Consider the following 22532-nt stretch of genomic DNA (forward strand, 5'->3'; position numbering starts at 1 on the left):
GCGCTCACGCCGCGGCGGGCCCGTCGAGCCTCGCCGGCGTCGGCCCGTCGGGGCGCACGGTGATGCCGTACAGGGCCCCCTTGGGGACGGCCTCGAAGCGCGGAACGGGCAGCGGCAGCAGGTGCTCCAGGAGGGCGGTGGACTCCCGCAGCGCGAACTGGAGCCCCAGGCAGGCCCGTGGCCCGAGCCCGAAGGGGAAGTAGCCGCCCTGCTGGTCGGGGCGGCGCCCGGGGGTGGTGAAGCGCTCCGGATCGAACGTGCCGGGCGCTTCCCACACTTCGGGGTCCCGGTGCGTCAGGTACGGACAGACCAGGACGTCGGTGCCGGCCTCGATCGCGTGGCCGGCGAGGACGTCGTCCTGCGCCGTCCAGCGCGGCAGGATCCACGCCGACGGGTAGAACCGGAGCGTTTCGTGGACGAGCGCCTGCACGGCCTGCCGTCGCTCGGGCGTGCCTTCGCCGCCCGCGGCCAACGCCCGCCCCCGGGCCTGCGGGTGCTCGTCCAGCAGCAGGTGCAGCCAGGTCAGGGTGGTGGCCGTGGTCTCGTGGCCGGCGAGGAGCAGGGTGACCAACTCGTCGCGGATCAGCCGGTCCGTGTACTCGGGGCGGGTTTCGGACGCCTCGATCAGGACGTGCAGGAGGCCGGGGCCGTCGGGCCCCGCATCGCCGTCGCGGGCAGCGGCGATCGCCCGGCTCGCCAGGGCGTCGATCCTGGCCAGCTCCGCGGCGACGACCTCCTGTGCGGAGACGTCGTCGGCCGGCAGGCTCGGCAGCGCGTCCAGCACGGCGGGCATCTCGCCCAGGGTCCGTGCCGTTTCCGCGTCGACGGGGTGTCCGGTCAGGGACCGCCAGATGGTGTCCAGGGCGAACCGGCGCATCTCCTCGCCGACGTCGAAGACCTCTCCGCTGCGGGCGTGGTCGGCCCAGCGCGCGGCGGTGATCCGGGCGGACTCGGCGATCCGCTCCTCGTAGCGGCGCATGCCGCGGCCGGTGAACTGGGATTGGAGCAGGCGTCGTTGGCGCTGCCACGCCTCGCCCGTCGCCGACAGCACGCCGTCCCCGATCAGCATCCGGGCGCGGTGCGAGCGCTTGACGTAGCGGTCGGGGTGGAGCGCGAGCACGTGCTGCACCGCCGCGGGCGCGGTCACCACGACGGTGGGGCGCGGGCCGAGCCGGACCGCGGCCACTCCGCCGTGCCGGCGCTGCGCCTCGGCGAGGAGGTCGACGAGGTCGCCGCCCCGCTCGCGCCACTGCGCGACGGCTTCGGGGGCGAGTTCGGGGACCGGCCGGCCCGCCGGGCTCGGATCGGGCTGCGGACTGCCGGGCGGGACACGGGTGGCCACGGGAAGTGCTCCTGTTCGGCGGCTGGTGCTTCGGGGGCGGACCGGGCGCGGTCCGCCCGCACTGTAGGGGACGGAGTCGTCCGCCCGACAGTCCGCCCGGCCGGGCCGGCGGGTTCGCACCGAACCCGGCCGATCCGGCCGCCCGGCGCACTCCGCCGTAACCCGTTCGGGGGATTCTCCGGGCAACTGCGGCCCCGCTATACATAATGCCCTCTCGACAGTGCGGAGGGCCTGGCATGAGTGCTCCGGCTCCGGTGGCGAGCGTTCGGCTCGTACGGCCGCAGGACATGTTGGTCATCGACTTCGACTTCTACAACTTGCGGCCGGACCCCGCCGCCGACCCCCCGCAGTTGCGGCGGGTCGACCCGGCGCAGCGGGCCTACGTCGTCGCCCGCTTCGAGTCGCAGCACGTCACGGAGCAGACGGTGTACGAGGGCGAGCCGAACCGGCCCGCTCCGGGGTCGGCGGCCGCCCGCGCGGTGGGGCCGAGCCGGATCGCCTTCGTCGTGCCGGAGACGGTGAAGACCGTCCCGTACAGCGAGTCCGGGCTGTTGCGGTGGTGGCAGTGGGTGATGCGGGTGGTGCCGGCCGCAGGTCGGCCCGGTGGGCTGGAGACCGATCTGCTGGTCGTGGACTGGTTGCATCTGACGCCGGAGCAGTTCGCGACCTGGGACCACGCCGAGACGCCGGTCGAGCACGACGGCCGCACGGAGTTGTGGCACACCCGGCTCGCGCTGCGCGGCCCCACCGGGCGGCCGGCGCCGCAGTCGCAGCCCACCGTCCGCGTGGTCGCCGCCGACGAGCCTGCCGACGCGCAGGAGGCGAAGCTCTTCGGCGCACTGAACCCGGAGGGCTTCGACTTCCGTCAGTTGATCGCCCTGACCAATCCGCCGGAGCCCGTGGCGGCGCCGGTGGACGTCGGGCTGCTGGCGCTGAGCGCGGCCGGCGCCACGCTCGACCTGGACGGGCGCTGGGAGCCCAGCACGTCGTCCGGGCTCAACCTCAAGCACTGGGAGCACCACGCCTGGCTCGGCCGGGACAACAAGGTCGTGCTGGAGCAGTACGGATTCCTGGTGCCCTACGGCCACCGGGCGTTGCTGTTCACCGAGACGAAGCGGACGTTCGACGAGACGACCGGGGTCGCCTACCTCGAACAGCGGCGGTTCGTCAGGATCACCGAGCCGGTGAAGACCTACCCCGGCGCGTACGGACTGCCCTACGAGGGCCGGTCCTTCCCCTTCACCGAGATCGCCGTCGAGAACCCGGTCCCGCCCGACCTGCCGCAGGATCCGGAGCCGCTGCTGTCCGGCCGGCCGGAGGCGGGCATCTGGATCCAGTCCATCGCGACCGGCACGGACGTCGCGTTCGTGCTGCGGGGCACCGCCGCGACCGGCCGGGAGATCCGCTTCACCGCGTCCTTGGCCTTCGTGCCGCACGACGTGGCGATCCAGTCGCCCGAGCCGGGGACCGTGCTGCGGGAGGTGGTCGACGCGTACGGCGGGTACGACCGGCTCGTCGGCCCCGTACCGGACCCCCGACGGGCCCTGGACCTGGGCGGGCAGGAACTCCCGTACGCCGCCGAGGCCGTGCCGGGCACCGCCAGCCACCCCACCCAGCGGCTGTTCTGGGGACTCCGAGCGCCGCTTGAACGGCTCGCACCGCGGGCCGACAGCCCGCTGTTCTTCCCCGGCATGCTGGGCGCCGAGGCGCGGCTGACCGCCATGGACGCCTTCTACGGGCCGGGCGACCCGGTCCTCCTCGGCTACGACGAGAAGTACCTGCTGACCGGGTTCGGGGGCAATCCCGGCGAGGTGTACGTACGGGTCCGCGACTCGCTGGCGGCGCTGGCCTCGGGCGAGGACCGGCCGGTGGAGCGGGTCGTCCTCAACAGCGTCACCGTCGGCGGCATCGCCATGCCCAACATCGAGGTCGGCGGCCTGTCCCGGGTGCTGGGCGCAGCTGGCGGCAACAAGGAGTCGGTCGACCGGCTCCAGGAAGAGGGGACGATCGTCCCCAAGGAGTACTTCGACCTCAAGAGCCAGCTCAACCGGGCCGTGCTCTTCGGCGCCACCTTCCTCGCCAACGTGCTGCCGGACAACGAAACGGGCCCCGAAGAATCCCTGCGGATCAAGAAGGAGACCGACTATCCGGTGAACCCCAAGACGGGGATCCCGGACGTCAGCAAGCTGCCGAACGGCCACACGATGACGATCGACTTCGCAACGCCGCTGGTGGACTTCGGGCCGTTCCGCGCGGTCGTCGACAACAACCGGGCCAAGCTCACCCTGAAGGTCCTCAACGAGGTCAGCTACGTCGAGGGCACCAACACCAACAAGGTCACCGGCAAGATCACGCAATTCGAACTGAGGCTGGTGGACCCGGCGTTCCAGTTCGTCGGGGTGGTCTTCAAGGACTTCGAGTTCAGCTTCGACCACGACGGCGGGCCCTCCTTCAAACCGGGGGTCAGCGCGGTCAGGTTCTACGGGCCGCTGGCCTTCGTCAGCGCCCTGGAGGACTACATCTCCAACGCCTTCGACGGGGTGAGCGTCTTCGGCCTCGAACTGAAGACGTACCAGGAGATCACGGTCGAGAACGTCCGCGTCGGCGTCACCTTCGGGCTGCCCGACATCAAGATGGGCCCGGTGCTGCGGGTCACCAACTGCTTTGTGACCGCCGGGGTCATCGTCCCCTTCCAGCGCAAGCCGGTCCGGGCGACCTTCGGGTTCGCGAAGGAGGACGAGAAGTTCAACGTCACGGTGTACGGCTTCGGCGGCGGCGGGTTCTTCGCCGTCGAGGTCAGCGAGCGCCGCGTGGAGAAGATCGAAGGCGCGATCGAGGCCACGTACACCCTGGCCTTCGACTTCGCCCAGATCGCCTCCGGCCTGGCGCGGATCGCGATCGGGATCTACTTCAAGCTGGAGCGCGCCGACCCGGACGACAAGGAAGCCAAGGACGAGGTGGTGCTGCGGGGCTACGTCCGAGCAACCGGGCGGGTGAGCGTCCTCGGGCTGATCAGCGTCACGGCCGAGTTCTACGCGGACCTCCAGTACCGCAAGCTCGGCAACCAGTCCGCGGTGACCGCGCACGCCCGGCTCACGATCTCCATCGACATCCTCTTCTTCCACGAGAGCGTCGCCCTGGAGTTCTTCTACAACCTGGACGGCAGCATCGACGACGAGTCGGTGCGCGGGCTGCGGGGCGCCCGCCGCCCGACGGCGCTAGCCGCCGACGAACAGCCCACGGGCTTCGCCGACCTGATGTCCCGGGCGGACTGGGAGCAGTACTGCGCCTCGTTCGCCCCCTGATACCCCTAGGCCCTCTCTTCCGTCGAGGAGACACCCCCATGGCAGCCTCACGCATCGTCTGGACCCCGGTCCCGGCCGGGCGCGCGGACGGCCGGCTCAAGCTGTCCGTCCTCGTCTCGCCTCGGCTCGCGGGCTCAGCGACCACGCTCGCCGGCTACCCCGAGTGGCTCGCCTGGCCGTCCCAACGCCCCCAGTACCGGCTGTTCTTCGGATCGGGTCCGGCCGTGGCGGCGGCGGCCGTCGGCCCCGCGCCCCGGCTCGACCTGTGGCAGCAGCTCTTCCCCGCGGCCACTCCCGTCGTCCCCAAGCCGGCAGCCCTGCTGGCGGCCTCGGTGCCGCCGATCCGCTCCTGGCCGTCGACGAGCGCCCGCGACCTCGCCCGTACCGAACACACCGCCGCCACCACGTTCCACGCGACCGCGCCGCTCAGCGTCAACGCGATGGCGTCCCGCGGGCCCGGCCTCGTACCGGGTCCGCGGAACGGACAGCCGGCGCCCGAGCTCGTCACGGACATCCCCATCGCCCCGCAGCGGCTGCCCCGCGCCCGGGCGTTGATCGCCGACGCGCTGGCCAGGGACGGCTACTTCCTGGGCGGGCCCCTGGAGGACCCCGACTCCCCGTTCGAGCCGTTCAGCGCCGCCCAGGTGGACTTCCTGCTCGCCCAGCAGTTCCACGACCGCAAGCCGACGGACAACCCTTCGTCCGGGGGCCCCTCGCTCGCCGCGCACGTCACCACCCTCGTCGACGGCGACAGCGTGGACTTCCACGCCGCGCTCGGTGCCCTCGCGCAGTACCCGGCGCTCCAACGGGCCCTCGGCCTGGTCGTGGACCTCACGGTGGCCGCCGACGCCCCCGGGGTGCCGGCCGCCGGCGACCCGGTGGCCGTCTCGCTCCAGGTCGAGTGGGGGCCGCTCGCCCCGGGCGGGCCCTACGAGCCCGTACTGCCCGCCGTGAACGCCACCCTCACCGCATCCGCCTTCGCGGCCAAACCCGCCGGGACCCTCGTCCAGGGCGGGCTGGTCCGGCTGGACTCCGACCGCTACGAGGTCGTGGAGGTGGACGCGGACGCGACGGCGGACGCGCTCGCCGGCTTCGGTCAGAAGCTGCTCGACCTCAGCGACGGCTTCTCCGGCGCACCCGCGGTGCCGCCGGACGCAGCGCTCCCGATCGCCGTCGACCCCGGCTCGGAGCCCGCGCCGCTGCCCAGCCACCGCGGCGACGGCCTCGGCGTCGTCCTCCACGGGCGGGCCAAGGACCTGCGCGCAAGGCTCACCCAGGCGACGGCCAGGACCGCGGCGCCCGCGGCGCTGCTCGCCGAGGATCCGCTCAGCGCCGAAGAGTTGGAGTACGGCGTACGCGTCGACGTCTGGGACGACGCGTCCGGGCGCTGGCACTCGGTGTGCCGCCGCGCCGGCAGCTACGACTGCGGCGAGCTGCGGTTCGAGGCCCAGGACGAAGGCACCGTGCACCTGGCGCACAGCACGGCCCCGGAGGGCGATCCCACGATCTACCTGCACGAGTCCGTCTTCGCCTGGGACGGCTACAGCCTCGCCGCGAGCCGCCCGGGCTCGATCACCCGCACCGTGGACGGGCAGCCGGTGACCACCGGGCCGGACAGCGACCCCACCGGTCCGGTGGCGCTGCGCACCTCGTTCCGCGCCCTCGCCCTGCCCAAGCTGCGCTACGGACGGGGCTACCGCTTCCGGGCCAGGGTCGTCGACGTCGCCGGCAACGGCCTGGGGCCGGACGACCCCGCACCGGACGACTTCGGCGCCGCCACCCCGCTCGTCCGTCATCTGCGCTTCGAGCCCGTCGGCTCGCCCGTCCTGCTGCCCACGGCGCCCCGCACCCCGGCCGAGTCCATCGCACTGCTGGTGGTCCGCGGCAACTACGACGCACCGGCCACCGGGGCGTGCGAGCGGCACGTGGTGCCGCGGCGCACCAGTGTGCAGACCGCCGAGCGGCACGGCAGGTTCGACGTGGACCCCAGCCCGGTGAACCCCGGCGGCATGGACCGCTTCGCGTACTCCGACATCGCCCGGCGCGACCAGGCGGACTTCACCGGCGGCACCGAGGACCCCGGGGGCTGGGCGGACACGCCGTACTTCGAAGCGCTGCAACTGGACGTGCCGTACCTGCCGGAGGTCCTGGCGCGCGGCGCCGCGTTCCGGGGGCTGCCCGGTCTCGCACCGGGCGAGGTCTTCACCGTCCCCTTCGACGACCGGCTGTCGTGGCCCCGGCGCTCACCGTTCCGGCTGCGGTTGGAGAACGGCACCGGGGCACCCGAGTACGACGAGGTGCGGCGGGTGCTGACGGTGCAGCTCCCGCCCGGCCGCAGCGTGGACGTGGCCTGTTCGTCCCGGATCGACGAGGACGACCTCGGCGTGCTCGGCATCTGGCAGTGGTTCCTCGACAGCGGGCTCGCTCCGCCGCCGGGCACCACGATCGAGGACCTGCGCCGGCTCGCCACGCTCGGGCAGTTGTGGCAGCTCACGCCGGGCCGCCCGGTCAAGCTCACGCACGCGATCCAGCAGCCGCTGACCCCGGCGGTCTTCCGCAAGCCGGTCGCGGCGCGGGCGCCCGGCGACACCACCGCCCGGATCGTCGACGTGCTCGCGCTCGACCGGGCGAGCACCGCGAAGGTCGACGTGCGGGCCGAGTGGACGGAGCCGGCCGACGCGCCGGCCGACCCGGCGCCCGTGGTCCGTCCCGGCACGGCCCACGTCACGACCCTGGCCACCGCCCCGGACGACCCCGACGGCGACCTGCTGCGCCTGGACGCCCGGCAGGAGTTCCACGACACCAAGCACCGCACGGTCACCTACACGGCGGTGGCGTCGTCCCGCTACACGGAGTTCTTCACCCAGACGCTGCGGATCGTGCTGACCGGCACTCAGCCCGTCCAGGTCGCGCCCCGCGGCATCGCGTCCGGCACGCTGACCGTTCTCGACCCGGCCGCGGGGCGGGTCTTCGGCGAGGACGTCGACTACGTCGCGGACCTCGCGGCCGGCACGGTCCGTCGCTCGGGCGCCGGCTCGGCGATCCCCGACGGGGCCACCGTCGAGGTCGGCTTCGTCGACGGGCCGGTGACCCGGGTGAACCTGGAGGCGCAGCCGGCGATCGTGGTGAACGTGCGGTCCTCGGCGCGACCGGCCGCGCCGGACGTGGCGTACCTCGTGCCCACCTTCGGCTGGGAGCGGGCCAGCGCCGGAACGACGGTCACCAACACCCGGCGCGGCAACGGCATCCGGGTCTATCTGCGCCGCCCCTGGTACTCCTCCGGCGAGGACGAACTCCTCGGCGTCGTCCTCGCCGAGGACGGTGCGCCGCCGCCGGCCCTGCGCCCCCTGGTCACGCTCCGCGGCCAGGACCCGGTCTTCGCATCGGCGCCGACCGCGGCCGCGCCGGGGACGGCCGAGTTCCCGCTCGCCGTGCGGGTCGCGACCGGGCTGGTGCTCGCCGAGTCCGAGAGCGCGCCGGACCTGCCGCGGGTCGCGGTGGCGGCGCACCGGGTGGGGTACGACGAGCGACGGCAACTGTGGTACTGCGACGTGACGATGCCGCCGGAGCGCGCGTACCGCCCGTTCCTGCGCTTCGCCTTCGCCCGCTACCAGCGGAACTCGCTGGCCGGGCTGGAGCTGTCCCCCGTCGTGCTCGCCCAGTTCGCCCAGCTCAACCCGGACCGCACGCTGTCGGTGGCGCTCGGGTCGGACGATCCGACGCGGGCGACGGTGAGCGTGTCCGGTCCGACGTACGCCGGCGATCCGGCGCACGGCGCCCGGCTGACGGTGCTGGTGCAGACCGTCGATCCGGGGCCCGCGGACCCGTTGGGCTGGCGGACCGTGTCCGCGACCCCGCTGCCGCCGGTGCCGGGCGGCGCCGGGCAGTGGAGCGCCGCGGTGACGTTGCCCGCGGCGCCCGGCAGCCGGCCGATGCGGCTGCTGGTCGAGGAGCGGGAGGTCCTGACGACCGCCGGGACGCGCCTGGTGTACGCCGACGCCGTCGAGGTCTGAGGTACGAGCCCCCTGTTCTGCGACCGCTCTGCGACTCCTCTGCGATCCGAAGGACGGAACATGACCACCACCAGCGGGACGACCGCCGCCGTCGCACTGCCGCCCGGCGGCTTCGGCAACGGCATCTTCCAGGCGTACGTCAACGGAGAGGAGCGCCCGGGCGCCGGTGAGTTCACCGTGCTGACCGGTGAGCTGAACCCGGCGGGCCCGGGCCTGGACGTGCTGTACGGCCGGGGCACGCCGGGCACCAGCTATCTGCGGGTGCTTGATGTCGGCACCGGGGTCTCCTACGTGCAGGGCCAGTTGGTCACCCATGCGAAGGAGGTGTCGCTGGACCCGTTGGTGACCTCGGTGCAGTTGTCCGGCGCCGAGTCCGTCACGAGGTGGGTGGTGCCGGACGCCTTCGTCCTGGAACAGCGGGTCGCGATCAGCGGGACGACCGCGGCGGACACCCGGCTCACCGTCACCACGAAGGTCACGGACTTCCGCCCGGAGCGGCACCGCTTCCGGATCGAGTACGTCTGGGACGCCACGGTCGCCGGGGACGACGCCCCGGTGGTGCAACTCGGCGCTGCGGGCGGCTCGTTCCGCCCCTTCGAACCGGTCAGCTCGACGGAGCAGACCTTTCCGCGCAGCACGGGCGACCTGGCCGTCGTCGACCGTTACGCGAACCCGGGCGCCCCGACCTTCGCGGTCGCGGTCTCCGCGGTCGGCGATCCGCAGGCCGTGCCCGACGCCGTGCAGTACGTCTGTCTGTCCGACGCGGTGTTCGCCCCGGTCGGCGAGTACGTCACCGACCCGGCGCGCGACATCGCAGGACCCGCATCGGACTGCCGCAACTCGGCCGGCCGCACCGACTCCGGGCTGTTGCTGCGGTGGACCGCGGACGCCACGCCGGGCGACGCGACGGTGGCCGCGACCGTACGGATGAGTCCGGCGAGCCCCTACGCGACGACGCTGAAGGCCGGGCCGCTGTCGCTGGGGTCGGCCACCGCCACCTTGACCGACACCGCCACCGGCCGTCCGATCCCGGGCCGCACCCTGGTCTTCAGCGCCGGCGGGCGCGTCCGGTGCACCCTGACCACGGACGGTGCGGGGCGCGCGACCTGCGCCCAACTCCTCACCGGGCTGCTCGGCTACGACGTGGACTTCGCCGGCGACGCGATCTGGGCGGCGGCGCACGCCCACGGCGGCCTGCGGTAGGTGACGAGCGGGCGCCCCGGCGCCGGCGTCAGGTGACGTGGGCGGCGATGGCCCGTGCGCAGCCCAGGGACTCGGTGTGCGTGGTGTCCACCTGCACGTCGTAGGTGACGCCTTCGTGCACCGACTCCGCCTGCGCCGCGGCCATGCCGCGGGTCCGGTCGCCGCGGGCGATCTCGCGTCCCTCGGCGACCGCGGCCGCGCAGCGGACGCCGACCCACAGCACGTCGAGGCCGTCGAGTGCCGTGCGCCACCGCTGCTGCGACGCCGGCCCGCTGAGGAAGACGTCGTCGACGACGATCCGCGCGCCGGCGCGGGCCATGGCGGCCACCCCCGCCATCCAGGCCGCCTCCAGCCGCCGGAACTCTGCTCCGACGTTCACCGCGCCGTCCACGGCGAATTCGATGCCGCCGTCCGCCGTCTGGAGCGACGCGGGCATCGCGTCGACCAGCGCGTCGACGGCGGCGGCGAGCCACGGCTCGGGCAGTACGGCTTGGAGGCACCGGAGGATCCCGGACTTGCCCGAGCTGGAACCACCGTTCAGAACGATCACTTGAGTTGCCACCGGGTCACGTTAGAGCGCCCTGCTGCCGAGTCGACACCCATTTCCGCACGTGGGGGCGGCGGGGCCCGGTGCGGGCGGTGGTCGGCGTGACGCGCGGGGTGGTGGGGCGGCGGGTGCGCGGTAGCCTGCGGAGCAGACGCGATCGGCGCGGGGACACGGGCGGGGCCGGTGTCGAGGGACACGGAGGTCCGGCGCCGGTGCCCCTCGCCCGACGAGGGGGGATCGTGGGCGACACCAACAACGACGTCAGCGGGCGGGTCGACGGGCCCCTCGTGCAGGCGCGCACCGTCGGGGACCTCCACTTCCACAACGCGATGCTGCGGGCCGAGTTGCCGGGCGGCGCCGTCGTCGGCCGCGAGGAGGAGTTGCAGCGGATCGTCTCCCTGGTCGACCGGGAGCGGCGGGGCCTGGTCGTGGCCGGTCCGGTCGGGGGCGGGGTCGATTCGCTGGTGTCCACGGCCGCGCGGGAGCTGTGCCGGGCGGGCCGGTTCCCCGGCGGGATGCTGGAGGTGGAGTTCCACGGCCATCCCCGGTTGCGTGCGGCGTCCGCGCGGGACGAGACCGCGGCGGCTGCCCTGCGCACGTCGCTGGCGGCGCTGGGCGTTCCCGAGACCGAGGTGCCGCGGGAGGCGTCGGCCCTGGGGGCGGCGTACCGCTCCCAACTGGCGGACCACGAAGCCGTGCTCGTCGTGCTGCGGCACGTCGGCGCGCGGGAGGAGGTCCTGCGGTTTTGGGAGGCGGGCGGGGAGCACAAGGTGCTGGTCGGCGGCCACGGCCCGGTCGCCGACGGGGACCGGCTGCCGAGCATGGACGTCGCTCCCCTGCCGGTCGCGGAGTGCGTCGAGCTCCTGGAGACGGTGATCGGACGCGGCTGTCTGGGCGACGCCCGGGTGGCCGACGGCCCCGATGCGGCTGCCCGGTTGGTGGCCCTCGGGGGCGGGCTGCCGCTGGCCGTGGCCCTGCTCGCCGGTGTCCTCGCGGCCGACCCCGGCATGACGCTCGACGCCCTCGCCCGACGCCTGGAGACGCTGCGGACAGCCGCAGCACCGGCCGAGCGGGGTCCGCTTCGGGCCGTGTGGGAGGTTGCCGCGCAGGAGTTGCCGCCGACGGAAGCCGACGTGCTGCGGGCCGTGGCGCTCGCCGACCGCCCCGTCCTCGACGCCGAGGCCGTACGCACCGCCGCCGCGGTGTCGCTGACCGCCGCCGAAGACGCCCTGCACGGCCTCGCCCGCCGGCACCTGTTGCACGGTCACATGGAAGGTTCCAAGCGGGTGCCAGGCCGTCATCGGATGCACTCCGCCGTCCGGCACTTCGCGGCACGGCGCGATGGGTCCGACGCGTCCCCGAGCGCTTCGCCGCCGGCGCCGTGCGTCACCGCCGTCCACACGTACACCGTCCAGCCGGGCGACACACTCAGCCGGATCGGTGCCCGGTTCCACGTCAACTGGCAGCACGTCGCGCTGCGCAACAGGATCGTCAATCCCGATCTGATCTACCCCGGCGAAGTCTTCGTCCTGCGCTGATGCACACTCCCGTTCGATGGGGGCGGTCGGGGCGGATATTCTGAAGGGATGAACGAGAACCTCCCGCCCTGCCCGAAGTGCTCCTGTGAGTACACCTACGAAATGAACGCGCTCGTGGTGTGCCCGGAGTGCGGCCATGAATGGGTCCCCGACGAGAACGGCGCGCAGGGCGCCGACGCCAACGCGGAAAAGGTCGTCAAGGACTCGGTCGGCAATGTGTTGCAGGACGGCGATTCCGTGGTCGTCGTCAAGGCGCTGAAGGTCAAGGGGAGCCCGTCGGGCATCAAGGCCGGCACCAAGGTGCGCAACATTCGGCTGGTCGACGGTGTCGACGGCCACGACATCGACTGCAAGGTCGACGGGTTCGGGGCCATGCAGCTCAAGTCCAGCGTGGTCAAGAAAGCCTGATCCGCACCCGTCGGTCCCCGCCTGCAAGCGGGCGGGGACGTCATCGACGTCAGGCAAATTCCCATGCGGAAATGGCCGCAGGTGCGGCGACTCGCTTTTGCGAAAACCCCCTCCCTTTTTCGCCCTTCAGTTGATTCACCTCTCGACCGCTTCGGGAATCGACCCTACATTGAGGAAATTGGCCCGCCCATTCAATCGGGCCTTTCGAAGCCTCCTTCCTCGTATTTCCGTGGAGTCCTCATGTAGATCACCGGAGCCCTCGACCGTTGTCGGCGGTGTGCCGAACGTGGGCGCACAGCGCCGGTGCCGCGGCGTCGGGGTCCCGAGCGAGCTCGGCCTCCAGCAGGCTCGCTCAGGCCCTCGCACGTCGTCGCTCAGCGTCTGCTTGCCGCCCCTGGTTGCCCTGCGCGTCAGTGCAAGCTGGGATCGAATGCGTCGTCGACCACATTGTGCTCACCGCGCTGGACCGCGTCGTCAACGCCATCGCGGACTTCCGCCCCGACGACCTCGATGAAGCCGGCCGGTTACGCAACGGCCGTGCACCGAGCCCGGCCAAGCGCTGGTCGTCGACGCCGGCACGCACCTGGCCTGAACACAGGGCGTCTCGGACCGCGGGCGTGTGCCCACACGACACGCCCCCCCTTGTTGACCAGCTCAATCTCGCACCCCCCCCGGGATGTTGGGCGGCGAGGTGGCCATTCGGGTCCTGCAAGCGATGCTTGGCGACTTGCCCGCCGGATGCAGTGATCAGCAGCCCGGGGAGCGGTACGGCACGCCCGGCAGGTGGCTGCGCCACTGGGCTCGGCTGAGGCCGCCGTCCGCGCGGGCACAGACCCTGCGGACCGCCGCCGCGGGTGACAACGGGTGCGTCCGGGACGTCGTGTGCGGGGTGGTGATCCGCAGCTCCTGGCCGTCGGAGGTGAACGCGAGCGCCAGCACCGGCCCGTCGGCCGTCGGGAGGGGTGCGCCGGGGCTGCGGGGTGACGTCGTGGACCAGAGGCGGATGCGGCCGGACCCGTCTCCGTAAGCCAGTGTGCCGCCGTCCGGGGAGAACGCGATGGCCGGCTCGTGCCACTCCTCGTCGGGGGTGGAGTCGGAGCGGGCGGGAGTCAGTACGGCGAGCAGTCGGCGGCCCGTGTCGCTCCACAGTGTCGTTCGGCCGTGGAGGTCGCTCATGGCGAAGTACCGGCCGTCGGAGCTGAACGTCGCTGTCTGCGCGGTCTTTTCGCCCGGTGCCAGGTGTTCGGGTTCGGCTCGGCGGGTGCGGGGGTCGACGAGGGAGCGGTGACCGGTCAGGATGCGGCCGTCGGGGGCGGTGGTGAGGATCCCGCCGGCGGCTGACACCAGAGTCGATCGCAGCCGGCCCCTCGCGTCCAGGGAGTCGACGGAGTGGCGTTCGGTCGGGTGCAGCGTGGAGCGGGACACGGCGACGGAGCCGATCCCGTCGGGGCCGCTCGCGTCGTTGACGCTGAGTCCGCCGTCGAGGTCAGCCGGGAGCGCGGCGGAGTGGGTCGCGGTGCCGGACGGCAGGTCGAGCAGCGTGACTCCGCCCGCCGTGTTGGTGTGGGCGAAGGTCCGCCCGTCGGACGAGAAGGCCATGCCGCCGCGCGCTCCGGTCCTGGCCCGGGGCAGCACGGTGGCGGGCCGCCTACCGGCGACGTGGTGCAGCTCGCGGCTGTCGGCGCGTTCGACGGCGAGGACGCCGCCGTCGGGCCCGTACCGGGCGGCGGTAGCGGGCTGCCGGTTCCGGTCGCTGGCCGCGGATCGGTCGAACGTCACGGTCCAGACGGTCGCGCCGGGCGGGGAGCCCTCTTCGTACCGAAGCGTCCCGGCGGCCAGGTCGAGGCGAGGTGCGCCGGCCCCGGTGCGCCCCAGGGGTACGCGCAACACGGTCACGGGCGGACCGTCGGAAGCGAGGCGCCAAAGTCGGATCTCGCGGTCGGCGATCGTGGCGACATGGCTGCCGTCGTCGCTGAAGTCGAACGAGGAGAGTCCGGCGACGGGGATCCGCGGGCGTTCCTGACCCGTGGACACGTCCCAGGTCCGCAGGCCGTCGATGGCGTCGACGGCGATGGCGCGGCCGTCGGGGTGGAACTGCGGGTCGTCGCCCGCGTCGCACATGGCGCCGAGGCCCGCGGGGGTGGGACGGGCGAGGCCCGTGCGCACGTCCCAGAGCCGGAGGGGCCCTTCAGCGGGGCAGAACGCGAGCAGCCGGTCGTCCGGCGCGATCAAGAGCCGGCGGATCTCGCCGGGTTCGCGCCCGGTGCTCAGCAGGTGGCGGCCGGTGCTGGCGTCGAAGAGTCGGATCGGCTGCCCTTCGCGGTGCGTTCCGAGGATGCGTCCGCCCGGGCCGAACCAGGCGTGGTCGTCGGACTCGTTCCCGCGGTCGAGCGGGCGGGCGAGGACGGGCCGGTCCCGGCCGGATGCGAGGTCCCGGACGCGTACGCCGTCGGCGGCACGGTAGGCGGCCGCGGTCCCGTCCGGGCTGACGGCGCGGATCTTCGCGGCGTACCGGCCGAGTCCGGGCAGGTCGGGGAGCTTACGGTGCGTGGTGACGTCCCATCGTTCGGTGCGCTCGGCGGTGACGGACGTCATGGTCCGGCCGTCGTCGGAGAGCGAGCGCCAGGTGCCGGCGGAGTCGACGTCGACCCGGGGCACCGGCGGGGTGAACACGTCCGCGTACGGCTGCGCGGCGGCGGCGAACAGCGCCTCGCGCGTCTCGTGGGTCTCGGCAAGTTGCCATGCTGCCAGCGCGAGCCGCATCGCGGTACGCGGGTCGGATGCGCGGACGGCGTCCGACACCGCGGCGATCCGGCGCGCTTCGGCCTCGACGGCGCGTCGTTCGCTGACCCGGCTCTGCTGCCAGGCTACGAGCCCGGCGACCGCAGCGATGCACAGGAGGACGGAGAGGGTGAGGGTGAACGCGCGCAACCGGCGTGCGGTACGGGCGGCGGCCCGTGCCTCTCGGTTGTGGGCGGCAACGGAGGCGGCGAGGAAGTCCCGTTCGCGGGCGTTGAGTCGTACGCTTCCCGATGGGTGCACGGCTGGGGGACGAAGCCCCGGCCGGCCCCTTGGCGCGTCCGCCCGCGGCCGAACGCCACCCGGCTCCTTCGCCACGGAGCGGCAGGCAGCGCCGCCTAACGCAGCCGCCGGCGGGCAGAACGCTTCGCGCGCCGCGTCCAGTTGGCCACCCCGGTACAGCGCTCCTGCATCCCGGCCGAGGTCGTCCCAGAGGCGGGCGGCGGCGGCGAGGCGGCGGTGGAGCCGGAGGGCGTCGCGGTCCGCTTCGATCCAGCCCCGCAGCCGGGGCCAGGCGGTGAGCAGGGCTTCGTGCGCCAACTCCAGCGTTGTGTCGTCGACGGTGAGGAGTCGGGCCCGCACCAATCGTTCCAGGACGTGTCCCTGCTGATCGAGTGGCACTTCGGTGCGGTCGGCGGGCCGACGGGTGTCCTGCGCGCCGTCGCCCGGTGATACCAGCCGCAGCAACAATGCGCGGGCGGCCTGCGCCTGCTCGGCCGTGAAGCCGTCGAAGACCTGTTCCGCGGTGTGCGCGATGGCGCCCTGGACCCCGCCGATCGCCTCGTACGCCGCGACGGTCAGCGTCCGGCCGCGCCGCCGGCGCCAGACCTCCAGCAGCGCGTGCGACATCAGGGGCAGCCCGCCCGGCTCGTCCGCGACGTCCGAGACGATCCGGGCGGTGAGCGCGCGTTCCACCACGAGCCGTCGCACGCCCGCGGGGCCGACGACGGCCCGGCGCAGTTGCTCGGGTCCCATGGGGCCGAGCAACAGTACGGCGTCCTTGAGGGCACGCACCAGGGCGGGGTGTTCGGCGCACCGTCCGTAGAAGTCGGCGCGTACGGCGATCACGACTCGCGCCGCGTCCTGCCCCAGCAGCAGTTCGACGAACGCAGACCGCTCGGCCGGGTCCCGGCAGAGCGTGAACGCCTCCTCGAACTGGTCGACGACGACGAGCGCGCCGGGTGTGAACAGGTCCTTGTGCGTACGGGCCGGCGTCGGCCCGGGGGTGAGGATCCGCACCACGGCCGGGGCCCGGGCGGCGCCCTCTTTGCGTACGGCCGGCACCAGACCGGCCCGCAGCAGCGAGGACTTGCCGCTGCCCGACGCCCCGACGAGCGCGGCGAACGGGCGGCGCCGGGTGAAGTCGAGCAGTTCGGCGACCTCGTCGTCCCGGCCGAAGAAGCGGTCGCCGTCTTCGGTGCCGTACCGGGCGAGACCCTGGTACGGGCCGCCGGGCTCCTCGTCAGCCGCCGGGACGGGTTCGCAGTCGGCCGCCGCGGCGTGCCAGCGCTCCTCCCACCGGGCGGCGCCTTCGGCATCGACGCCGCACGCCCCCACGTACGCGAGAGTCACCGGCAGCGACGGCAGGCGGTCGCCGGACGCCGCGGCAGAGAGGGTCGGTGCGGTGTAGGGCGAGTGGCGCGCCATCATCCGGTACGTGGGCGAGCCCGCGGCCCGGCGCAGTTCCCGCAGTTCGTGGGCGAGGCGCTGGGCCGGGCCCGCCGTCGGGTCCAGTGGCTTCTCGCGTCGTCCCACGACCCGTACCTCCTTCTGGCTGTGACCTGCGAGGGTAATGAATTGATGGGTGCGGCGCGGGGGGCCTGCACATCAATGGCGGGGCCGGTGGACTCGACCGGTGATCAACTCCGCACCGGCCCGTGCCGGCCGTCCCCTCCGTACGCCGCCGCCCCGCGCGGCCGTCCCGCGCCCGCGCTCCGACGGTTCGTCGCGCACGCCCGGTTGGGCCGTCGCCGTGCCGCCCGCCCTGTTGATGCTCGTCTTCGGACTGTGGGGGGTGACGCGCGAGGGCACCCTGTGGGGTGACGAGGCGGTCACGTACGACATGGCCCGGCGCACGGTCCCCGAGATCTGGCGGACCCTCGGCAGCGTGGACGCCGTGCACGGCCTCCACTACTTGCTGATGCACGGGGTGTTCACCGCGTGGGAGCCCGGGCTCGTGCCGCTGCGGCTGCCGTCCGTGCTGGGGATGAGCGCGACGGCGGCCGGCGTGGCGCTCATCGGCCGCCACCTCGCCGGGCCGCGCGCCGGGCTGCTCGCGGGGCTGGTGTTGACGACGCTGCCGGTGGTGCACCGCTACGCGCAGGAGGGGCGCTCGTACGCGCTGGTGTGCGCCTTGGTGACCTGGGGCAGTTGGCTGTTGCTGCGCCGCAGGTGGGTGGCGTACGCCGGGGTGATGCTGCTGGCCTGTCTGCTGCACGAGTTCGCGGTGCTGACGGTGGTGGCGCACGGCGTCACAGTGTGGCAGCAGCGGAAGGAGCACCGGGCACGCGGCTGGGTCGTCGCCGCGGGGTGCGTCTGCGCGGGCCTCGCACCCCTCGCGCTGTTCAGCGTCACCCAGTCGTCGCAGGTGGAGTGGATCGAGCCGCCCGAAACCCGGGACTTCATCGCGCTGGTGCTGCTGGCCGCGCTGGGGTGGGCCTGCTCCCGCAACCCGGCCGGCGCCCGCGTACGCTCCCTCGCGCTGCCGCTGCTGGTGCTGCCCACGGCACTGTTGCTGCTGGTCTCGAAGGTGCATCCGCTCTTCGTCGACCGTTACGTCCTGCCGTACGTCGTCGGCCTCGCGCTGCTGCTGGGCGCGGCGTTGGACCACTACTGGACGCGCGCGCTCGCGTGGTCCGCGGTGGCCGGGGCGCTGGTGGTGCTGGTGTCGCACGGGCCCTTCCTCCGCACGCCGGACAGCCGCAAGAACGACGTGGGCGCGGTCGCGTCAGCGGTCGCCGAGGTCGCCCACCCCGGCGACGGGCTGCTGTTCGCCCCCGCCCGGCGCCGCAGTTACGCGCTGGTGCACGCCGCGCCCTACGCCCGCCTCCACGACGTCTCCCTCGATCGCTCGCGCCGAGCGTCCGGCACCCTCTTCGGTACGGAGGCGTCCCCCGCGCAGGTGCGTACCCGGATGCTGTCGGAGCCCCGGATCGTGGCCGTGCAGGACCTCCGGGGCCAGCCGCTGGACTCGGAGCAGGTGGAGCGGACGAAACGGGACGTGCTGCGGGAGTCGTTCGCCCTGGCGGAGGAGCGGGTGGTGGACCAGGTCCGCATCGGCGTCTACGTCCGACGGGCCACCGGATAGCACCGGCGGGCCGCGCAGGCGCCGGCTGTGGGATCGGCCCGCTCGGCGCGGCCAGCAGTTCATCATCTGGTCGACGGCGGCGTGCAGCGCATCGCACGCTTCGCACGAGGACCCGGGTGTGCCGTGGGCACTGCGTCTGCCGACGTCGCCGAGCGGGGGCCGAAGGTGTCGACGGCGCCCGTGAGGTGGCTGCCACAGGCCCGCTGCGGTTTCCATCCGACGGCGGCGGGCATGCGAGCACACGTTGCTCTGGAGGCTGGAGGGTTCGTCAAGGGCACCCTGCTGGCGAGCGGACGGGAAGGGGTGCACGACCACCATTGACCATTCAACATCTGACGTTGCACCCGGGTTCATGCCACATACACGGAAGACCACGACAGTGTGTCCCGGCCCGGTTCGAACCGTGACCGGGCCGTGGACGCAGGAACTCACTGGAGGTCACTGATGGTCAGGCGTCGCGAGTTGCTCGGGATGGTCGGCGCGACCGTCGGAGCGGGAGTGCTGGCGATGGGCACGGCGGAGGCCGCCCCGCAGGGCGGGCGGAAGCACCGCAAGCCCGCCCACCGGACGCTCAAGGTCATGCAGTTCAACATCTGGCACGGCGGCAACCAGGTGCCGGGCGGCCGGGCGGGCATCGCCGACACCATCGCCGCGGTCGAGCCGGACGTGGTGATGCTCAGCGAGTCGAACCCGGAGCGGGTGGCCAACCTCCTGGCCGACCTCGCCGACCGCGGGCTCACCTACTTCGACAACGCGAACCCGGTCGACCCCGCGGTGATCTCGCGCTACCCGATCGTCGAGCACGCCTCCTTCCCGTACTGGTCCAAGGCGGTCGTCTCGATCGACGGCACCGAGGTCGCCGCCTACTCCGGACACCTGGAGTACCGCTACTACGTCAACTACCTGCCACGCGGCTACGGCGGCGGCACCCCGTCCCCCCTGGAGACCTCCGAGTACGGCTGGGGCGAGATCCCGACCGGTCCGATCACCGACGTCGACCTGATCACCCGGCTCAACGCGGCCTCGGGACGCACGAAGGTGACGCGGACGGTGCTCGCGGACGCCGCGAAGGAGCGCGCCAAGGGCCGACTGACGCTGCTGGCCGGCGACTTCAACGAGCCCTCCCACCGGGACTGGAACCACCGCACCCGGAACCTGTTCGACCACAACGGCGCCGTCGTCCCGTGGTCGACGACGAAGACGATCGAGGACGCCGGTTTCCGCGACAGCTACCGCGTCGTCCACCCGGACCCCGTCCGCAAGCCCGGCTTCACCTGGCCGAGCGACAACCCGGGCGCCGACGTCAGCCAGCTCACCTGGGCGCCGAAGGCCGACGAACGGGACCGGATCGACTTCGTCTTCTACCACCCGGACCGACGGATCCACCTGCTCGACAGCGTGATCGTCGGACCGTCCACGACCATCGTGCGCAGCAAGCGGGTCGAGGAGTCGGGCCGGGACAGGTTCTGGGAGCCCACCTGGACCTGGCCGACCGACCACAAGGCCGTACTCAGCACCTTCCGCCTGACCACGCGCTGAGCAGGTATTGCCGCGCCAGCAGAGGTGGGGTCGTCGACAAGCCCTGAGGGATCGGCTGGGCCACGGCTGGCGCGGGTGGCCGGCCGTGGCGCCGGTGGGTGGAGGTGTCGCCCACGGGGCGTCAGACCGGGGCCGGCAGGTCCATGAGCCCGAGTGTGGCCGGGTCGACCACGGCGGTCATCTCGGTGATGCGGCCGTCGGCGACGGTGAAGACCAGGAGGGAAAGCGGGGCGCCCGCCCGGTCCCAGGAGATGACGCCGGGGTGTCCGTCGACGGTGGCCGCATGCCCTCGTGCAGCGCTGCCGGCCACGCGCGCGCGGGCGGCGACTTCGGTGGCTCCGAGCGTGACGAACGTGCCGTTCGAGGTGTGGACGGTGAACTTCACCTCGGGGTGGAGTACCTGGAGCAACCGCTCGAACTGACCGTCGCGGGCCGCGGCCAGGAATGCCCGGACCACCTCGCGTTGCTCTCGTCCGACACTCGTCGGCTGCCGGGCGGCCTGCACCTTCCTGCGGGCGCGGCTGGTGAGCATCTTCGTCGCGTCGGCGGTCCTGCCGAGGATGGCGCCGATCTCCTGGTGGGGCACGGCAAACACGTCGTGCAGCACGAACGCCAGTCGTTCGTCGGGGCGCAGCGAGTCGAGGACCGTGAGGAGCGCCCGGCCGACGGAGTCCCCGACGGCCGCGAGGTCGTCCGGCGCGGGTGCCTGGTCGAGCGTGACGGTGAATTCGGGTACCCGGTCGTCCAAGGGGACTTCCGGGCGCGTCCGGCCCGACCTCAGGACGTCGAGGCTGATGCGGCCGACGACGGTGGTCAGCCAGCCGCCGAGGTTGTCGATGGTGCCGGCGTCCTGGCGGGACAGCCGTAGCCACGCCTCTTGGACCACGTCCTCCGCATCGGCATGCGATCCGAGCATGCGGTGGGCGACGGCGCGCAGCCGGTCACGATGGGACTCGAAGGCATCGGCGATCGGGTCCGCGGGATGGCTGCCGGCCATGGTGTTACCTCCGTTGAAGCTGCTCCGTCATGGGGATGACGCGCACCGGCGCGGCGACGTAACCCGACGAAGGAGATCACTCCCCCATGGAGAACCGGCTCAAGAGCAAGAGCACGAACAACCCCGACGTGTGGACCGCGATCCAGCACCTCCAGAAGGCGATCGCCGCCGGGGGCGTGGACCCGAAACTGCTCGCACTGGTCCACCTGCGCGCCAGCCAGATCAACGGCTGCTCGGCGTGCGTCTACGCCAGTGTCGCCGGCGGGAGGAAGGCCGGTGACACCGACGAGCGGCTGGACAACGTGGCGGCGTGGCGCGAGGCGCCGTTCTACACCGACGCGGAACGTGCGGCCCTGGCGCTGGCCGAGGCCGCCACCCGGCTGCAGGACGGTGCGCCAGGCGTCACCGACGAGATCTGGACCGAGGCCAACGCACACTTCACCGAGGGGCAGATCGGCGCGCTCAACCTGGAGATCGCGCTGACCAACTTCTTCAACCGGATCAACCGCACCATCAACGAACCGGCCGGCAAGACCTGGGGCTGAGCGCGTCCAGACGGTCTCCCCGAGGTCCCGCGCGGGTCGCTGTGCGTCCGGACGTGGCCGCGGATTCCCTGCGGGAGCGGCCTGGTCGTCGGCGATGACGACGCGCAGCGGCGGCCGGTGCGCCGGGTGCCTGACTGGGCGTGCCGCCGCTCCGTCACAGCCGGTGCGACAGCCGCGCTCGGGCTACTCGACGTCCGTGGCCAACTGCGCGCGGGCCGTGTCGAAGAGATCGCGTTGCGCGGCGAGGTGGTCGTCCGTCGCGGTCGTGTCGACGAGGAGTTGGTAGACGTGACCCGCGTCGCCCGCCACGAAGATCTCAACGCGCCGGCGGGGCGTGGCCTGACCGCTCCAGTGGTAGTCGAGTTCCAGTCGTACGGCATCCTTCCCGCCCTGCTCGGCGGTGTGGGTCGTGGCGCGTAGGCCGGCCATCGAGGACTCGGCTTCCTTGCGGTACCAGGCGAGTTGGCCGTCGGCCGCGGCGCGGGCGGTCGGGCCGTACGAGGTGTCGCGCTTCACGACGATCTCGTACGTGCCGCCGGGCGACGCCCAAATGCTCTGGATCGCGTTCTTCTTGGTCCGCTTCCACCCATCCGGCACGGCGAACGCCGCGGTGAGATCAGCCTCCCGCACCCGGCGCCAGCCCTGAGGCAGCACGGCAAGAGAAGCAGCGGGTTGGGCTGATGGAGCCGCGGCGGTGCCGACCGGGGAATCGGGCTCGATGCGCGGACGCACGGGCGACGCACCGTGGAAGGACGGCACCCCGAAGACGCCCAGCAAGATCCCGACCACCGCCGCTGCCGCCGAGACCAGGGCGGCGATTTCCCCCAGCCTCCGCGAGGGAGCGCCCCCGCGACCCGGATCATCCGCCATCTGGTCCCCCCTGACCGACACCACGGTTGACTCACCTGTCATTGAACGGGATCGCGACGGCGCAGCAAAGACCGTTCGGCGCGCTGAGCCGCCTCCTCTGCGTGTTCCCGGGCCGGTGA

At 73.0% G+C, this 22532-nt stretch carries 13 protein-coding genes; 8 read left to right on the plus strand and 5 right to left on the minus strand.

From position 1 onward, the window contains the following. Window positions 1-4: 4 nt before the first annotated feature. Entirely contained in the window at window positions 5-1342 is a 1338-nt protein-coding gene (locus ACH4E8_RS28340; RefSeq protein ID WP_398453378.1) for a cytochrome P450, read from the minus strand. Between the two features lie 236 nt (window positions 1343-1578). Here ACH4E8_RS28340 and ACH4E8_RS28345 point away from each other — a divergent pair, with 236 nt between their 5' ends. From ACH4E8_RS28345 to ACH4E8_RS28355, 3 genes are read left to right on the plus strand one after another with little or no spacing between them, the layout of a single operon-like run. Continuing rightward, window positions 1579-4647, plus strand: coding sequence for a hypothetical protein (locus ACH4E8_RS28345; protein WP_398453381.1), 3069 nt, complete (start codon window positions 1579-1581; stop codon window positions 4645-4647). Window positions 4648-4685: 38 nt separating this feature from the next. Then, window positions 4686-8660 (plus strand): hypothetical protein, encoded by a 3975-nt coding sequence (locus ACH4E8_RS28350; RefSeq protein ID WP_398453384.1) that lies wholly within the window; start codon window positions 4686-4688, stop codon window positions 8658-8660. Between the two features lie 60 nt (window positions 8661-8720). Beyond that, window positions 8721-9863 carry a hypothetical protein gene (locus ACH4E8_RS28355; protein WP_398453387.1) on the plus strand — a complete coding sequence of 381 codons (1143 nt, stop codon included), beginning with the start codon at window positions 8721-8723 and terminating at the stop codon, window positions 9861-9863. A gap of 28 nt (window positions 9864-9891) precedes the next feature. Here the strand turns inward: ACH4E8_RS28355 and cpt are convergent, their stop codons facing one another. After that, window positions 9892-10425 carry a chloramphenicol phosphotransferase CPT gene (cpt, locus tag ACH4E8_RS28360; protein WP_398453390.1) on the minus strand — a complete coding sequence of 178 codons (534 nt, stop codon included), beginning with the start codon at window positions 10423-10425 and terminating at the stop codon, window positions 9892-9894. Between the two features lie 224 nt (window positions 10426-10649). On the opposite strand from cpt, the gene ACH4E8_RS28365 reads away from it, so the two are divergent. Together ACH4E8_RS28365 and ACH4E8_RS28370 are read left to right on the plus strand one after the other, a co-directional pair. After that, window positions 10650-11948, plus strand: coding sequence for a LysM peptidoglycan-binding domain-containing protein (locus ACH4E8_RS28365; protein WP_398453393.1), 1299 nt, complete (start codon window positions 10650-10652; stop codon window positions 11946-11948). A gap of 48 nt (window positions 11949-11996) precedes the next feature. Beyond that, window positions 11997-12356 carry a zinc ribbon domain-containing protein YjdM gene (locus tag ACH4E8_RS28370; RefSeq protein WP_398453396.1) on the plus strand — a complete coding sequence of 120 codons (360 nt, stop codon included), beginning with the start codon at window positions 11997-11999 and terminating at the stop codon, window positions 12354-12356. Window positions 12357-13103: 747 nt separating this feature from the next. On the opposite strand, the gene ACH4E8_RS28375 is transcribed toward ACH4E8_RS28370, so the two are convergent. Next, on the minus strand, window positions 13104-16910 hold the full coding sequence (locus tag ACH4E8_RS28375) for a hypothetical protein (protein ID WP_398453398.1): 3807 nt from the start codon (window positions 16908-16910) through the stop codon (window positions 13104-13106). Window positions 16911-17010: 100 nt separating this feature from the next. Here ACH4E8_RS28375 and ACH4E8_RS28380 point away from each other — a divergent pair, with 100 nt between their 5' ends. Next, a complete protein-coding gene (locus ACH4E8_RS28380) occupies window positions 17011-18462 on the plus strand; it encodes a hypothetical protein (RefSeq protein WP_398453401.1) in 1452 nt (483 codons plus the stop codon). A gap of 444 nt (window positions 18463-18906) precedes the next feature. Continuing rightward, window positions 18907-20001, plus strand: a complete 1095-nt coding sequence (locus ACH4E8_RS28385) for an endonuclease/exonuclease/phosphatase family protein (RefSeq protein WP_398453404.1) — start codon at window positions 18907-18909, stop codon at window positions 19999-20001. 121 nt (window positions 20002-20122) lie between these two features. Here ACH4E8_RS28385 and ACH4E8_RS28390 read toward each other — a convergent pair whose 3' ends face one another. Then, window positions 20123-20998, minus strand: coding sequence for a sigma-70 family RNA polymerase sigma factor (locus tag ACH4E8_RS28390; protein WP_398453406.1), 876 nt, complete (start codon window positions 20996-20998; stop codon window positions 20123-20125). An 86-nt stretch (window positions 20999-21084) separates the two neighbouring features. Between ACH4E8_RS28390 and ACH4E8_RS28395 the strand changes: the two genes are divergently transcribed. Then, window positions 21085-21543, plus strand: coding sequence for a carboxymuconolactone decarboxylase family protein (locus ACH4E8_RS28395; RefSeq protein WP_398453409.1), 459 nt, complete (start codon window positions 21085-21087; stop codon window positions 21541-21543). Between the two features lie 183 nt (window positions 21544-21726). Here the strand turns inward: ACH4E8_RS28395 and ACH4E8_RS28400 are convergent, their stop codons facing one another. Continuing rightward, on the minus strand, window positions 21727-22173 hold the full coding sequence (locus ACH4E8_RS28400; protein WP_398453412.1) for a hypothetical protein: 447 nt from the start codon (window positions 22171-22173) through the stop codon (window positions 21727-21729). Between the last annotated feature and the right edge of the window lie 359 nt (window positions 22174-22532).

Origin of the sequence: Streptomyces sp. NPDC017979, from assembly GCF_044328175.1 — a bacterium.
Classification (GTDB): Bacteria; Actinomycetota; Actinomycetes; order Streptomycetales; family Streptomycetaceae; genus Streptomyces.

Excerpts from the sequence above, each read along its gene's own strand:
- ACH4E8_RS28345 (WP_398453381.1), top strand. The coding sequence starts at position 1,579 with ATGAGTGCTCCGGCTCCGGTGGCGAGCGTTCGGCTCGTACGGCCGCAG.
- ACH4E8_RS28350 (WP_398453384.1), top strand. The coding sequence starts at position 4,686 with ATGGCAGCCTCACGCATCGTCTGGACCCCGGTCCCGGCCGGGCGCGCG.
- ACH4E8_RS28355 (WP_398453387.1), top strand. The coding sequence starts at position 8,721 with ATGACCACCACCAGCGGGACGACCGCCGCCGTCGCACTGCCGCCCGGC.
- ACH4E8_RS28370 (WP_398453396.1), top strand. The coding sequence starts at position 11,997 with ATGAACGAGAACCTCCCGCCCTGCCCGAAGTGCTCCTGTGAGTACACC.
- ACH4E8_RS28385 (WP_398453404.1), top strand. The coding sequence starts at position 18,907 with ATGGTCAGGCGTCGCGAGTTGCTCGGGATGGTCGGCGCGACCGTCGGA.
- ACH4E8_RS28390 (WP_398453406.1), bottom strand. The coding sequence starts at position 20,998 with ATGGCCGGCAGCCATCCCGCGGACCCGATCGCCGATGCCTTCGAGTCC.
- ACH4E8_RS28395 (WP_398453409.1), top strand. The coding sequence starts at position 21,085 with ATGGAGAACCGGCTCAAGAGCAAGAGCACGAACAACCCCGACGTGTGG.